Source organism: Vampirovibrio chlorellavorus, from assembly GCF_003149375.1.
In the GTDB taxonomy this organism is placed as follows: domain Bacteria; phylum Cyanobacteriota; class Vampirovibrionia; order Vampirovibrionales; family Vampirovibrionaceae; genus Vampirovibrio; species Vampirovibrio chlorellavorus_B.
This window is the reverse complement of record NZ_QFWH01000004.1, coordinates 227,739-242,554: the sequence shown is the minus strand read 5'-3', so window position 1 is coordinate 242,554 and position 14,816 is coordinate 227,739. Positions and strand designations below refer to the sequence as shown.

Sequence of the window (14,816 nt, the reverse complement as noted above, 5' to 3'; positions counted from 1 at the left end):
AGGAATATCCGCCCTAGCGATTCAGCGATGGGGCTTTAAAACCCACAAAATGGGCGTGCATCTCATTAGCCCGCTGAAACCAGGCCGCTAACCCCTCGGAATCCTGATGCCGCAGCAAGGCCAAAGCCTCAACCAAAGTGTCCTGCAGGCCCAGCAAGGCCTCTTCCAGATTATCAGCGTTCTGCAATAAAATATCGCCCCACATACTGTAGGAACTGGCCGCCAGCCGCAGCTGATCATCCAGACCGGCCCCGTGATAGGCCACCAAATGGCCCGGCTCGTTCTTGTACAACAGTTGGGTCAGCATGATGACATACAACTGGGGCAAGTGACTGACATAAGCCATATAGCGATCGTGCTTGGCGGCGTCAATCAACTTGACCGAGGCCCCCAAAGCCTGAATAAACGCTTGCAAGGGCTCCAGCCGCTCCGCTGGAGTTTGGGCATGCGGACACAACAAATAGGATTTGCCCGCAAACAACAGGGGGGTAGCGTGCTGAATGCCGCAATGCTCTTTGCCCGCCATAGGATGCCCGGCGATAAATTGATCCGGCAGCAGCGCCTGCCCCAAGTCGGCGATTTTTTGCTTGCAACTGCCAATATCGCTGACCCAGATGTTTTTACTGCGCACTTTAGGGGCCAGCGCTTCCAACACGGATAAACTGGGCGCCAAGTGGCAGGCAATCACAATGAGCTGATTGTCTTCAAACATCTCTGGCAGTTCGAGGGCGGCTTGATCGATGACCCCATGCCTGAGGGCATACTGAAGGGTCTCCGCATTGGGGTCCACCCCGGTGATGTGCCAATGGGGAAAGCGCTCCTTGGCCGCCATGGCCAGCGACCCGCCAATGAGCCCCAGCCCAATGACCGTTAACCGCTGAAAAGGAAGTTCTGTTGCTGCCATGGCCGAAAAGCGGGCTCGTTTCTATCGGTAGCTGTGCTGTTTTTGGGCTTCCCGAATGCGACTGTACTCCGGATCTTTAAAGAACGCCGAAGAAGCCGTGCTGGTTTTGCCGCTGTATTTGGTAAAGCGCTTTTTGCCGTAAGGCAGGTGCGTCGTGGAACTCAAGAAAAAGCAGATTTGGGAAATCCGTACGCCGGGATACAAGGGCAAGGGAATATTACTGACATTGGACAACTCAAAGGTCAGCGCCCCCCGAAAGCCGGGGTCCACAAAACCCGCCGTGGCGTGAATCTGCAAGCCCAAGCGCCCCCAGGTGCTACGGCCTTCCAGGCGAGCGGCCAAATCCAGGGGCACCTTCACGAATTCCAGCGTGGAAGCCAAGGCAAATTCTCCCGGGTGGAGAATAAAGGGCTCGGTGGGTTTCACTTTCACGTGCTGCATGTGCTTTTGCACGTCCCGGCTCAAGGCATCGGGATCTTTCATGAGATCCATGTGAGTGATGTTGGTGCGGGCCATCACCTGAAAATCAGTCCCCAGACGCAAGTCCACGGAAGTGGGCCCGAACTGTTCCTCCGGCTTGAGCAGGGGGGTAATAATAATGCGCCGCTCGGGATCAGGATCTACCAGTCGCTCCAGAATTTGCGCTTCATTTAAAATCATGGGAAAACCTCGCTCTTTCCGCTCTTACTGACCGCACACCAAAACCCGGTGAATTTCCGAGGTTTCGATCGATTTGCGCAGTAAATGATCCTGATACTCCAGGAGACTCTGCACGGTCTCCAGACCGGTGCGTTGCCCTTCGTTAAAAATGGTGTACAACCAAATGGGGCCGCGCTCCATTTTATGCAGCCACCCAGCGTTCACAATTTCTTTGGGGCTGTGGGGATACTCGGTCAGCATGGACAACGGCTCGTAAATGGAAAAATCCGCCTTTTCCCGGTTTTGACGCAGATTCTCCGCCACCGCTTCCACCGGGAACAGCGGGGTGCTGCTGAGCAAAATGCCCTCACTCAAGCGCTCCTGCAACTGAATGGCCCGCTGCATATTTTTTTCGTTAAAGGCATATTTGCCCGGAATGGCTTTTTCCACGGCCCGAAAAAGACTGGCCAAGGCCTCTTCGGACAAGGGCTGCAACGCCGCCACCTGCTCTGGCTTGGAGCGCTCACAGGCCTCATGCAGAATCACCAGATTCTTGTGGCTAAAGTTCTGATGATGCAACCCGAAGAATAGAGCCGGTTCCACCACTTGTAAGAAAGCCTCGTCCCCATTCAAAAAAGCCTCGGACAGGGCCTGAAAATAATAGGCGGGCCCCAAGAGTCGCAAGCCAATGGCGTGACTCAGCAGCGCATCCAAATGCGTTTCGCTCAAACCACCCGCCAGCTTTTTTTGGCCTTTTAACAAATCCAGTTTCAAAGCCTCCAAAGCGGAGGAGGATTGCAAGAGGTGCTGGGCATAGGACTGGCACAGTCCCACCCAGGCCAGCGGGTTATTCTTTTGCAACACGGAAAGCCGATCCACCAAAACCCGGTTCAAACTCGGGAAGGCCAGATCATGGGCCCCTTCGGCGCCCAAAAACACCGAATGCTCACCCGCCTGCTTCAGCAGGCTGTCCGGCAGTACATCTTTTAAAAACAAATGGGTCTCAGAAGCGATTTGAAGCGCGCTAAGGCGACAGAGCAACTGGCTCAAGGCCTTTAAGCGACTGTACAGCGTTTCCAACAGGGTTTCGCAGGCGGCAGCCGATTGTTTGCTTCCGGCAGCCGACTCGGAAAAAAGACTATTCAGCGCGTTTTTCTGCTCCAGCAACAGGGCTTCCAAAGCCTCACACTCGGCACTGAGGCTGTAATAAAGACCCGGGGCGCTTTCCAGCAGGCTATTGGCGCACTCGCTCAGAATGAGCCGAAAACGGACCATCCGCTCCACCAGTTCAAACATCATAAATTTGAGAAAGGTTTTCTGCATGGCTGTCTCTCTTCCTGCCTAATGGGTTTCCGGCCTAATGATGGGTAGCGTCTCTCAATAACGACTGTCGCGTGAGCCAGAAGATGAAAGGCACGTTTTTTCTGACGCAGGCAACTATAGTATAGGAGGCTGGCAGGATGACAAACAACCGACTACAACAAAATATTATGTAAAGAATATAATCGAGCCAGCCAGCAGCCTAGAATTGGGTCAAACTCAAAATCTCACCGGCGGTATAGAGTGAGCCCGTGACCAAAATCAGCGGCTTTTCTCCCGAAATGCCCTCCCGTTTCTCTAATAGGCTGGTATAGGCTTCCGTGGGCGTTTGGGCGGTTTCTATCCAGCAAGCCGCTTCAGGGAAAGCCGTCCGCAACTGCTCAGCCAAGGCCTCTGGGGGATGATACAGGTGATTGGGACTCGCTTGCGTGACCATAATGCCCACGGGTTGCCCGGCGGACCGCAAGACTTCCACCAGCGCCTGCGGGTCCCGGTTGCTGCGCAAACTGACCAGCCACAGCTTGGGCTCCTGCGGGAAATACAGCTGCAAAGTTTCCCGAAGAGAGGCAAAGCCATCCGGGTTGTGGGAACCATCCAGCACCACATGCTGCTGGGGAAAGTACTGAAACCGGACCGGCCAGTAGGCCCGCTGCAAGCCATCTAAAACTGCTTGCTGAGAGATAGCAAAGCCCTGCTGACGTAACTGCTCCACACAGGCCAGCACAATGCTCAGGTTTTGCTTCTGGTACGGCCCTAGCAGAGACAGTCGGTATGCGGCCCCGGTTTGGGTGTCCTCAATCAGCAGGCCTTCGGTAGCGTTCGATCGTGGACTGACCACCAAAGACTGGTCACTGGCCAGAATAACCGGGGCTTCCAGCTGGGCAGCCTTCTCCAGAATGACCGTCAGGGCTTCTTCCGGGATATGGGCACCCACCACCACCGGCACTCCCGGCTTGATGATTCCGGCCTTTTCCCCGGCGATGGCCGCCAAGGTGTTGCCCAGGTGCTGCATGTGATCCATGCCAATGGTGGTAATGGCCGTTAAATTGGGTTGACGTACCACGTTGGTGGAATCCAGCCGCCCGCCCAGACCGGTTTCAAACACGGTAATATCCACCCGCTTTTGCCGGAAAAACTGGTAGGCCATCACATTCAAAAACTCAAAGTAGGTGGGCCACTGATCCCGAGGCCAACCCAGGGTTTCCAGATGCTGCTTCAGGGACTGCACTTCGTGCTGAAAGTCATCCGGCAGAATGGGGTTGCCGTTGATACCAATGCGCTCTCGCACCTGAATGAGGTGTGGACTGGTAAAAGAGCCCACTTTCAGGCCCGCCGCCTTGAGGATGGCCGTCAGCATGGCCGTCACCGAGCCTTTGCCATTGGTTCCGGCGATATGCACCATGGGCAAATGATCCTGCGGATTATCCAGGGTGGCCAGCAAATCCCGCACCCGATCCAGCCCCAGTTTCATAGCGGAGACATCTAAACTGTCCAGAAACTGAACGGCCTCGGCCAGCGTTTCAATGGCTCCGGATTCACTGGAAACAGAGCGGGTGGGTTGGGCTTGGCTCATAAAAGAACGTCCTGCTAAACAAGGCTGACAGGCCTTATTCTACTGAAAGCGCAGATAACCGCAAATCACAGGCGTCGAACACACTATTTCTGGAAACAGGCCCACCCCTCAACCGCTGGCCGTGTTTTTGGTATTTTATGAGGCGGGCTTGGCCTTGGGCCTAAGTAAAATAAACTGCAACTGAACAGGCTGCAACAAATTTCATGGCCCGGTTTTTAGATGAGTACCGATTTAAGAGGACCCTCGTTGTTATGAGCCAATTTACTGGCCTGATTGGTATTTTCGCCCTGTTGGCCCTGGCCTACCTGATGAGCAATAACCGCAAGGCCATCAATTGGCGTCTGATTATCAGCGGGCTGGCCCTTCAGGTCTTTTTGGCCGTGTTTTGCCTCAAGGTCAAGGTAGGACAAGTCCTGTTCCACAATATCGGGCAAGGGATTGAAAAACTGCTCAGTTTCTCCGATGCCGGGGCCGGCTTTGTCTTCGGATTTCTCGTTTCTCAGCCGGACAAGCTCAATCAACTCTTCGGGCCGGGGGGCAGCTTTATTTTTGCCTTTAAACTGGTGCCCACCATTATTTTTGTGGCCACGCTGGTCAGTATTTCCTATCACTTGGGCCTGATGCAACGAGTGGTCAAGTGGGTGGCCTGGGCGGTCTACAAGATCATGGGCGCCAGCGGCTCAGAAGCCCTCTCCAATGCGGCCAGTATTTTTGTAGGGCAAATTGAAGCCCAATTGCTGGTAAAACCCTATTTAGCCACCATGACCCGATCCGAATTACTGGCGGTGATGGCCGGAAGTATGGCCTGCATCGCTGGCGGGGTGATGGCCGTGTACATTCAAATGGGCATTCCGGCGGAATTTTTGCTCACCGCCAGCCTGATGTCCGTGCCGGGGGCATTGGTCATCGCCAAGCTGGTTTACCCGGAATCGGAACAATCGGTGACCCGAGGCCAGGTGGCCCTGGAAATCAAGAAGGAAAGCGTCAACCTGATTGACGCCGCCTCCCGCGGAGCCAGCGAAGGCCTGAAAATTGGTCTGAACGTGTGCGCCATGCTGATTGGCTTTATTGCCCTGATTAACCTGATGGACTTTGTAGTGGGTAAAATCGGCCTGACTTTGGCCGCCGCCGGATTGAGTTTGCAAGCGGTGGGGCTGGATCTGACCCATTTATCCCTGAACGGCCTGCTGGGCTCTGTCTTTTCATTGGTAGCCATGGCCCTGGGCGTCCCCATGCAGGATGCCAAGTTTGTGGGCGGACTGATGGGCACCAAAATGGTGATCAACGAATTTGTGGCCTACGCCAGCCTGGCCCCGGCCATTGCCAACCAGACTCTCAACCCCAAGTCTCTGGCCATTGCCAGTGTGGCCCTGTGCGGCTTTGCCAACTTCAGTTCCATTGCCATGCAAATTGGGGGCATCGGGCAAATGGCCCCCTCCCGCAAAAAAGATTTGGCCGAACTGGGCTTTAAAGCCCTTTTGTGCGGCACCATGGCCTCCTATGTCTCCAGCGCTCTGGCCGGTATTCTGGTGGGTCTGGATGGGGCGGGCAGCGATACCTGGGTGGCGGGCAGTATTATGCTGGCGGCCATTTTACTGATTGTAATCGCCAAGCGCCTGCCCAACGGAGAGCCCGCCATATCTCAGGCTCCGGTCATTCAGCCGGTGGCCACAGTCGCCCCCAAGCCCGCCCCACCCAGCGGCCTGCCGGTTTACAACAAGCAAGGACAACCCATTGGGGTGACGGATCCCCATTCCGAAACCCACGTACCAACGATACCGCGTTGAGTTGCCCGGAATAAAATCCGAAACACAAAATCCCCGCCCTCATGGGTGGGGATTTTTTTCGATTTTCCAAAATAAAAGAAATAATCCGTATATATTTGTTTTTATTGAGCTATATCATCTCCGGGTTGCATTTCATAATCCGTCATCAGGAGGCTCTATGGCTGTTTTATTTCCCACTCCCTTTGGCTACACCCTGAAAGCCAATAAACCGGCAGAGCTGCTGCAAGGCTTCTTGAATATTCAAGCCGTGGAAAACGTGAGCAACGGGCAACTGACCAAGGCCAATCTGGATAGCTACAGCACCAAAAACTTTTTGGCGGCCGATCCCAGCAGCAACATTGCGGGCTACTTACGCACAAATTTTGCGGCCATCGCCAAACTGGATGGCAACGCCAACGGCATCAGCGTGGATGATCTGGTGCAACTCCGCAATGGCTTGCCCACCTCGCCTCCTGTCACAAATCCGCCCGTCACTCAGCCGCCCGTGAATAATATCAATCAAATTCTTTTACTGTTGTTTGCCCAAATGCTGCAACTGTTTCTGGGCAGAAATATGGGTGCCTCCCTCTAATTCCGTTGCGTTTTAACGCCAATTCATTCTCCTGCCTTGCCTTCCCCTCCTCCTGCACAACCCGAAACACCGGCGTTCAAAATGAATGCCGGTGTTTTACTGTACACGGATCACAGACAAGACATCCTCCTTCTGATAGGATGACAGTTCAGTGAGGGGATCAAAAAAACGAATCAATCATAAGAGGGGGAGTATCATTTATGATGACATCAACGACTGTATTGGAGCGGAGTGCTGACGTGAATCCGGAATTTGAGCAACCCAGAACGATGAACCCGACTGAAAATCTGTTCAGCTCGGAGCGCACCCTGTCCCGAGAAGTGTTGGGCGTGGTGGAAGCCGCCGCGCTGGCCGCCGGACGGCTCATGGGTACCGGCAAGCGGGACGCCGCCGATCAGGCCGCGGTGACCGCCATGCGGCAAACCCTCAGTGAAATTCCGGTGAATGGCACCATTGTCATCGGGGAAGGGGAGCGGGATGAGGCCCCCATGTTGTACATCGGAGAGAAAGTGGGTAAAACCCAACCGGGCCTGCCGGAAGTGGATATTGCGGTCGATCCGCTGGAAGGCACCAATCTGGTGGCCCATGGCCTGCCGGGCGCGGTGGCCACCTTGGCCCTGGCCCCCAAAGGCGGGTTATTCCACGCCCCGGACACTTACATGGAAAAACTGGTGGTGGGCCCGGACGCCAAGGGAAAAGTGGATATCACCGCACCCGTGAAATACAACCTCAGCATCCTGGCCATGTCCCTGCAACGAGAGGTTCAGGACTTAACAATCGTCATTCTGGATCGGCCCCGCCACACCCAATTAATCCAGGAAGTGCGAGAGGCCGGAGCCCGTATTAAACTGATTAGCGATGGGGATTTGATGCCCGCGGTTTCCGCCGCCCTGATTGGTAGCGGCATCCATGCGGTCATGGGCACCGGGGGAGCCCCGGAAGCGGTTTTAACCGCCGCCGCCGTGAAGTGTCTGGGCGGAGAAATTCAGGCCCGCCTGCGCTGGCGAAACGAGGAGGAAAAAAACCGGGCCACCCGCATGAATATTGATTTGTCCGAAGACAGGATTTATCGCACCGATGACCTGGCTCCGGCCAACGAACTGGTGTTTGCCGCCTGTGGCATTACCACCGGCGATACCCTGAAGGGCGTGAATTACTTTGGCAACGGGGCCCGCACCCATAGCCTGATTATGGCCTATCAATCGGGCTTGGTGCGCTTTGTGGACACCATCCACCTGAGTCGGGAAAAAGGCGGTCGGGTGAAGCTGTAAGCCCATCCCCCGGAGGAAAGCGCATCCGCTGCCAACTGATTTTTTGTGAAACCTAATAATAGGCGGGGTAGTAACTGCCGCCCCAGCCAGCCTGCGGGTATGGCAGGGTCTGGGTTTGCATCACCTGCGTGTGCATGATCATGGGACCACACATACCGGAAGGACAGCCCATCCCATACGGACTCCCTCCGCTCATGCCGTAATAGGTTTGCTGATAGCTGGTCTGCTGGGTCACCATATAGCTGGCAGGCATTGCTCCATAGCCGGGAGGCATTCCATAAACAGTGCCTGGCATCGCGCCATATTCATACCCGGGCGACATGCCATAAGCGCCAGCAGATCCATTGAACAGGCCCGGCACAATGGATTGGGCCACGCCCAACAATTGCGGCAAACTGCTAGCGGCCATCGGATTAAACCCACTCATTGCATAACTCATAAACAGCCATCTCCCATTCAACGACCTGTGCAGCCCTAATGCGGACTAACACTGACGTGTATCACTTCCATCCCGATAGAAACATTCCCAATATAAAAATAAAAACAGCCAAAACAACAAAATTGCCTGCTTACCCTGTTTTCAGACCATTTCTATTATGAACCCCGGCCGCGATGCCCGCGCCTGTCAGTCGCCCCCAGTGCGGACACCGGCCACTGACCGCCATGACCCTACCTGCCCCCAATGCAAAAGCACCGATGACTTGCACCGGCGCATTGCGTTTAAAGTGATTAGACGACGGATGACAGCTACTGCTCAATATCCCGGAAAAATTCACCATAAGTAGCTATTTCATCACCGTCATTAATGTTGTCCCAAATACTGCCATCCAGGTTTCCATCATCACCGCCAATGACGGTCAGAATGGCCCGCTTCTCTTCCACCGTGAACATGCCGGTGCGATCCTTAACGGCAGCCCACATATCGTAGTTGCTGATCACGCCATCCGGATTACCGCCTTGAATAGCATCAATTTTCCTGAGCAAGGCGTTATCGTTGCGGGCAAAAATTTCCTTGGCCTTCCGTTTATCCTCGCCTGAAATCACGGACTGATTGCCCACATCAAGCCCGAAATTCTCCTCAACCGGCCCATTGGTCAAGGCTTTAATCAAGTCCACTTGCAAGGCGTCATCATCAAAGCCATCCATGTTTTCATACATTTCCAGCTTTTGCAGCTCTGCCGGAGTATTCACAATCCACTTGCAAGCTTCCTTCAGCTCATAAGGCGCGTCCAGTTTACCTTCGGCAATGGCTTTAATGATTTTGGTATCCACAAACTTTCCAGAGCCATCCTTGAGGCCTCCCGTCCAGACGCCATCCTTGCTCCAGTTCCCTGTCTCCAGCGTTCCGTTTTGAATGGCCTTTGCCAGAACGGCATAAGCGTCCTGAGCGTTTTTAAATTTGGGCTTGATGGGCAGCACATAATTTTCATCCGCCCGAGCCCCATCCGCAAAAGTCTGCAGATCTTCAAAAGAGAATGTCTCGCGGACATCCAGAGCAGCCATCAGATCCTCGTTTTTCAGAGCCGCTCTAACTGCGGCGAGCAACTTGGGCTTGTTGTTGTACTTGCCGTCCTTGTTTTCGGCAATGGCCTGCAAATCCGCTTTGGTAAACTTTTCATCCGCTTCACTGCCTTCAGCCGCAGTGTCCAGAATGGTTTTATTATCATTCAGGGCGATTAGAACATCCTTAAGAGACAAGTTGCTGGGGCTCTGAGCATCCGCCTGATCCTGCGTCATGGACATGAAGTCGGGGTCCTCCAGAGCGCTGGCAATATCGCCCTGGGATACATTTTTGGTACCGTCTTTACCCGCCAGCTGTTTGAAAATTTCTGGGTTGCCTTGCAGGTATTTCACCACGGCCAGCAATTCCTTATTTTTGGATTGTCGGGCGGCACGGGACAGATCCAGCAGGCTCACGCTGCTCGCATCCCCATCCAGCTTGGCAATATCATCATAATGCGCGTCCAGTAAATCAAAGGCCGTCGCATTGTCCGTGACCGTCAAGTCTTCTCCACTGCCAGAAGACTCATCCGATGTCGCCCCCAGAATATCAGGATCGCTCAAAGCCTTACTCACATTCTCAAGGCTTGCCTTGGTGTCTTTGGTTTCATCCATGGCATCAATTTGGTTCCAGATGGCCTGATGCGCCAACAGGTACTTGGCTGCCGCCTGGGCTTCCGGAGAAAAATCGCCATCCTTGTTTCGAGAAACAATCACCAGGTCTTGCACGCTGATAGAGTCGGAGTCCCCATCGGCGTCGGCAACATCCTCACCCTCACTGATCAGATCCGTCAGGGCGGTGGCCGGATCATCCACCGGTTCAGCCGTATCACTGCTCTTATCCTCACCGGGGGAGTCCTCCGCCGAGGCATTCAGGATCTTGGGATCGCTCAGGGCTTTGCTTAAATTCTGGATGGAGGCCTTGGTATCCGCATTGTTATCCATTTTATCAATGGCTGCCCATATGGCCTGATTGGCCATCAGGAATTGGGCGGCGGCCTGGGCGTCCGCGGAATATTTTCCATCCTTGTTACGGGCCACCATGGCCAAATCAGCGGTACTCACGCTGCCCGAATTACCGTCCGCACTGGCAATCTCGTTAGACTCGCCCAGCACCACACTCAAGGCGGTCGCCGGATCGGAGATAGCCGAGTCACCGCCACCCTTCGAGTTCTTTCCGCCTGTAGGGAACCCTAAAATGCCCGACAGAGTCCCTATCAGGGTGTTGAATATGGACACCATCGGATTTTCCTGCGGGGCGGGCGCCTGAGATGGCAGCAAGCCACCGAGCAGGGCGCTCAAAAAGCCAGGCATGGATGCACCTGCCCCAACGGGAGGATACACATTTCCCATCGGCATCGGCAAGGGCATCGGTGGAGGCATCGGGACGGGGCCCATGCCCAAGTTCAAAGGTAGGCCCGTCAGTGGATCAATGGGCATGGGGGCGCCAACCGGCCCCGGTCGGGGTCCCATACCATAAGGCAATCCGGGAACGGGCATAGCCATAGAGGGCCCCGCAAAGGGATTCACTCCGGGAATGCCGGCGAACATGGGCGGCATTAGCGGGGGAAAAGGTGGTCTGGGCACTGGCATGGGCGGACCGGACATCATTCCGGGCATACCCATCGTATTGAATGGAAAAACCATGCGTCGCTCTCCTGCTGCCAACGCCGCCACCGTTATCGCCCGGTCTTCAGCGGTATCAGTATGGCTTTGTTTCACTCTCGCTCTGGATCAAAATCGTTTTCGCCGGATTGGCAACGCGTATGCTTTGCCAATACCAAGCATATAAAAATAAAAACAGTCTTATGTTTAAAATTGCTTTTGTGGCCAGACCTGCCAATGCAAAAGGCCTGCCCAACCGGAGTTGGACAAGCCTGATGTTTTATGAGCCGTAATTACTTTTTCTTGGCTTCAATATTCTGTAATTCGTCCAAAACATTTTGGCCATCAACTTCAGTATCCGGTTTCAGTTTATCTGCCAGATCCTTCAAGGAGATTGGCTGATCATATTGCACATACAAGGCATCCGTGATGTCCTCATAATGCTCCCGCAGGAATCGGAGTTGTGCCTTTTCTTCCAGACTATAGTCATTACTTGCCAGAGCCTGATTAATTTCCTCTTTGGTCATCTGGCCATCCGCGCCCGCAACTTTTTCGGCAAACTTCTTGTTGTCAACCAGGTATTGAACCGCTTCTTCGGCGTCGTATGGACCGGACTCTTCTGTGATGTCGCCATCCACATCATCCCAGGCGGACTCATCAAAGCCTTTTCTGATATCAACTGCGGCACGCTCATCCTTACCAACCTCATTGGCCAGGTTAGTAAACACGCTTTGCCCTTGCTCGTCCTTGGCCAACCAGGTCAGGGCAGCCTGTAGATCCGCAGAGACCTCGATACCCTTGGTATCGCCTTTTTCAATTTTCCGCAGAATTTTCTTGAGTTCCTTCTCGCTCAGCTTGCCATCACGATCTCCGAACTTCTTCTCAAGCGCCTTCAGCTCACTGTCATTTTCACTGAGTACATCCAGGTAATCACTGGCGTCGCTATCCGGCCCCAATGTATTGTCGGACTGACGGGAACCGGAAGAACTGGAACCCGAAGATCCGCTGCTTGAACCACCTGCGGCGGATTCACCAGTCAGAAGCGAAACCATCAAACCCAGTAAAGGCTGCATAATGGCGGCCAGGATAGAATAAGCATCCGGCCCTCCGGCAGCACCAGCCTGCTGGGCGTATTGAGGGGGATAAATACCACCGACGGGAGCGCCCCATTGGGAACCCATCCCATTGTAATAAGGATTTTGTGTTTGCCACGATGAACCACACATTGGAATTGTCATAACCTGTATTCTCCTCCTAGCCTAATCTCTCTTTAACCAGCTCTGTAACGGTTACTCGCTCTTGCTACATTCAGGAGCGATCCGATTTACCAAATAATGCCTATCTCAATCATCTCTCCCGGTTGTACAGAATGCTTATAAAACACGCACAGCCCGTTTCGCAGCAGTCTATGATCCAAACACACTCACAAGTCACTTAACATCTCACACGGAAATAAAAACATTTATTAGGACCGAATTGCTTTTGCTTATCACTTCGTAACAATTAACCCCCGCAAAGGAAACACCAAAGGGCCGCCAAAACTGGCCCTGTTCAGCATTCGGCTATTGAGCTTACCGGCGGATTTTTCTATCAATCATCCGCTAAATGGCGTTAACCGGCAGGCTGGGTCGATGGAAAAATTGATTAAGTTCCGTGGTGGAAATGGTGTGGGCAATGGGCCGCCCGTGCGGACAGGTCCAGGGCAAGCGGCAAGCCAGCCAGCGTTCAATAACCTGATCCATTTCGGCATGGGTCAGGCTGTCCCCGGCCCGCACCGCACTATGACAGGCAAGCGTTGCAATCAGGTGATCCAGATCCAGCTTCATATGACCCGTCTCTTCCAACTGGGCCAGTAAATTTTCAAACAGCCCACCGGCCTCAAACATGCCATCCCGACCGGCGTAAACCAGCGGATAGCCGGTCAACTGCACGGAAAGCCCACCCGCGGCGTTCTCTTCAAGTTCCGGGTTCAGGTCGTATAAAAAGCCCAGCTTGGCAAACTCGCCTTGATACTGGGCCAGCAAGTCCCGCTGCACCGGGCTGACCGTCAAGGGCAGAGCGGTCACCAGGCGCTGAATGTCCGGGGTTTCCGTGGTTAAATTCAGGGTGAGGGATTCGAAAAAATCCCGCTCGCTGGCAATATGCTGATCCACCACCAACAGGCCTTGCACGGTCTCTAGCAATATATAGGTGTTAAACAGCTGCCCAATCACCTTGAACTTCCCGTTGGCAAAGGCCGGCTTGGCCACAGACAGATCCTCGGCGCCCACAGCCGAATCCGCTTGGGAAGATTCAGAAATGGCGTGTGATCCATGTGCGGGGGCGTAAAAACCCAGAGCGGCCTGCACCGGCTGGGGATCGGCATAAGCGGCCTGTCGATAAGCGGGCAGCCGATCGCTAGGCTGGTTGTAATTAGATGGGTTATAGCTTGGCCCCGCAGCCCCTGAAGATGGCATAGACCATGGGGTTCGGGAAGCGTCTGGCAGGCGGTTGGCGGGGAAGGGCTGATCCAAAAAATCCCCCGGTGCCGAGATCCAATGGGAAACCGGAAACGCTGAGGGTTCCGAAGCCGGGCTATTTAGCGACACATCCAGCCGAATACCCTGAGCCGAAAGCGAATTGCGAATGCCACTGCGCACAAAACCAAAAATAGTACTGGAGGCCGCATAACGCACCTCTCGCTTGGCCGGATGCACGTTCACATCCACTTCGCTGGTGGGCATACTCACAAAAATGACGCAAACCGGGTAGCGCCCCTGCGGCAACAGGGATTCATAGGCAGCCTCAATGGCCTTTTGCAAAATGGCGCAGCGCACGTGCCGCCCGTTGAGATAAGTCATGATCCAGCGTTTGCTACTTTTCATCACCCCCGGCTCGGAGGCAAAACCGGCCACACTGAGGCCCAATTCGGCGTCTTCGGCGGCAATGGGCAGCAACGGGATTTTTTCATCCTTCAGGCCCAGCACCTCTTCCATGGCCCGTTTTAAGGCGTTGGTCCCAGAGGTTTTCAGCACCACCTTGTCATTAACGGTCAAGCTAAAGCGTACTTCCGGGTGAGACAGGGCCAAAAACTGCACGATTTCCTCAATATGCCCCAGCTCGGTCTGGGCCCGCTTCAAAAATTTCAATCGGGCAGGCGTATTGTAGAACAGCTCCTCCACCTCCATGACCGTACCCGTGGCGCAACCGGCCTCGCTCAGCACCGGCTCCCCGGTCTCGGACACCGTGATTTTGGTGCCCACCGGGGCATCCGCCCGACGGGTCCAGCAAGTGAGTCTGGAAATAGCCCCGATACTGGCCAGAGCCTCTCCCCGAAAGCCCAGAGTGGTAATGCGATCCAGATCGGCCTCATCCTGGATTTTGCTGGTGGCGTGATTGTAAAAAGCCAGCGCCGCGTTTTCCGGGGTCATGCCATGGCCGTTGTCGGCCACCCGTAAATTGCGTCCCCCGTTACTGGCGGAAATCTCAATGCGGGTGGCGCCTGCATCCAGGGCGTTTTCCACCAGTTCCTTAATGACCGAGGCGGGACGCTCCACCACTTCACCGGCGGCAATGCGGTTGATTAAATGCGGCGGCAACACCCGAATCGGCCGTTCCGGGGTGGACTGTGAAGGGGGAGTGGAAGTCATGGGACCGCCTCAAACTT

General features: G+C 54.5%; 10 protein-coding genes and 1 pseudogene. 3 read left to right on the top strand and 8 right to left on the bottom strand.

What is annotated here, in order from left to right; all coding sequences use genetic code 11:
* Window positions 1-13: 13 nt before the first annotated feature.
* The 4 genes from DF283_RS07285 to DF283_RS07270 all read right to left on the bottom strand — a co-directional run bounded on the left by DF283_RS07285 (window position 14) and on the right by DF283_RS07270 (window position 4,436).
* Window positions 14-904, bottom strand: coding sequence for a prephenate dehydrogenase (locus tag DF283_RS07285; RefSeq protein ID WP_303674076.1), 891 nt, complete (start codon window positions 902-904; stop codon window positions 14-16).
* A 21-nt stretch (window positions 905-925) separates the two neighbouring features.
* Window positions 926-1,564, bottom strand: coding sequence for a dCTP deaminase (dcd, locus tag DF283_RS07280; protein WP_303674075.1), 639 nt, complete (start codon window positions 1,562-1,564; stop codon window positions 926-928).
* Window positions 1,565-1,588: 24 nt separating this feature from the next.
* Window positions 1,589-2,866, bottom strand: a complete 1,278-nt coding sequence (locus DF283_RS07275) for a hypothetical protein (RefSeq protein ID WP_303674074.1) — start codon at window positions 2,864-2,866, stop codon at window positions 1,589-1,591.
* Between the two features lie 199 nt (window positions 2,867-3,065).
* Window positions 3,066-4,436, bottom strand: a complete 1,371-nt coding sequence (locus DF283_RS07270; RefSeq protein ID WP_303674073.1) for a bifunctional folylpolyglutamate synthase/dihydrofolate synthase — start codon at window positions 4,434-4,436, stop codon at window positions 3,066-3,068.
* Between the two features lie 251 nt (window positions 4,437-4,687).
* On the opposite strand from DF283_RS07270, the pseudogene DF283_RS07265 reads away from it, so the two are divergent.
* The 3 genes and pseudogenes from DF283_RS07265 to glpX form a co-directional block, all read left to right on the top strand.
* Window positions 4,688-5,968, top strand: a pseudogene (locus DF283_RS07265) (NupC/NupG family nucleoside CNT transporter); the annotation flags it as partial.
* A 412-nt stretch (window positions 5,969-6,380) separates the two neighbouring features.
* Window positions 6,381-6,794, top strand: a complete 414-nt coding sequence (locus DF283_RS07260; RefSeq protein ID WP_303674071.1) for a hypothetical protein — start codon at window positions 6,381-6,383, stop codon at window positions 6,792-6,794.
* Between the two features lie 269 nt (window positions 6,795-7,063).
* Window positions 7,064-8,065, top strand: coding sequence for a class II fructose-bisphosphatase (gene glpX / locus DF283_RS07255; RefSeq protein WP_443083003.1), 1,002 nt, complete (start codon window positions 7,064-7,066; stop codon window positions 8,063-8,065).
* 52 nt (window positions 8,066-8,117) lie between these two features.
* On the opposite strand, the gene DF283_RS07250 is transcribed toward glpX, so the two are convergent.
* The 4 genes from DF283_RS07250 to mutL all read right to left on the bottom strand — a co-directional run bounded on the left by DF283_RS07250 (window position 8,118) and on the right by mutL (window position 14,799).
* On the bottom strand, window positions 8,118-8,504 hold the full coding sequence (locus tag DF283_RS07250) for a hypothetical protein (protein WP_303674069.1): 387 nt from the start codon (window positions 8,502-8,504) through the stop codon (window positions 8,118-8,120).
* 308 nt (window positions 8,505-8,812) lie between these two features.
* Window positions 8,813-10,879: a hypothetical protein gene (locus DF283_RS07245; protein ID WP_303674068.1), complete on the bottom strand. Its 2,067-nt coding sequence runs from the start codon at window positions 10,877-10,879 to the stop codon at window positions 8,813-8,815.
* Between the two features lie 584 nt (window positions 10,880-11,463).
* A complete protein-coding gene (locus tag DF283_RS07240) occupies window positions 11,464-12,243 on the bottom strand; it encodes a hypothetical protein (protein WP_303674067.1) in 780 nt (259 codons plus the stop codon).
* Window positions 12,244-12,771: 528 nt separating this feature from the next.
* Complete coding sequence (gene mutL / locus DF283_RS07235) at window positions 12,772-14,799, bottom strand: DNA mismatch repair endonuclease MutL (RefSeq protein ID WP_303674066.1); 2,028 nt, start codon at window positions 14,797-14,799, stop codon at window positions 12,772-12,774.
* Window positions 14,800-14,816: the final 17 nt, after the last annotated feature.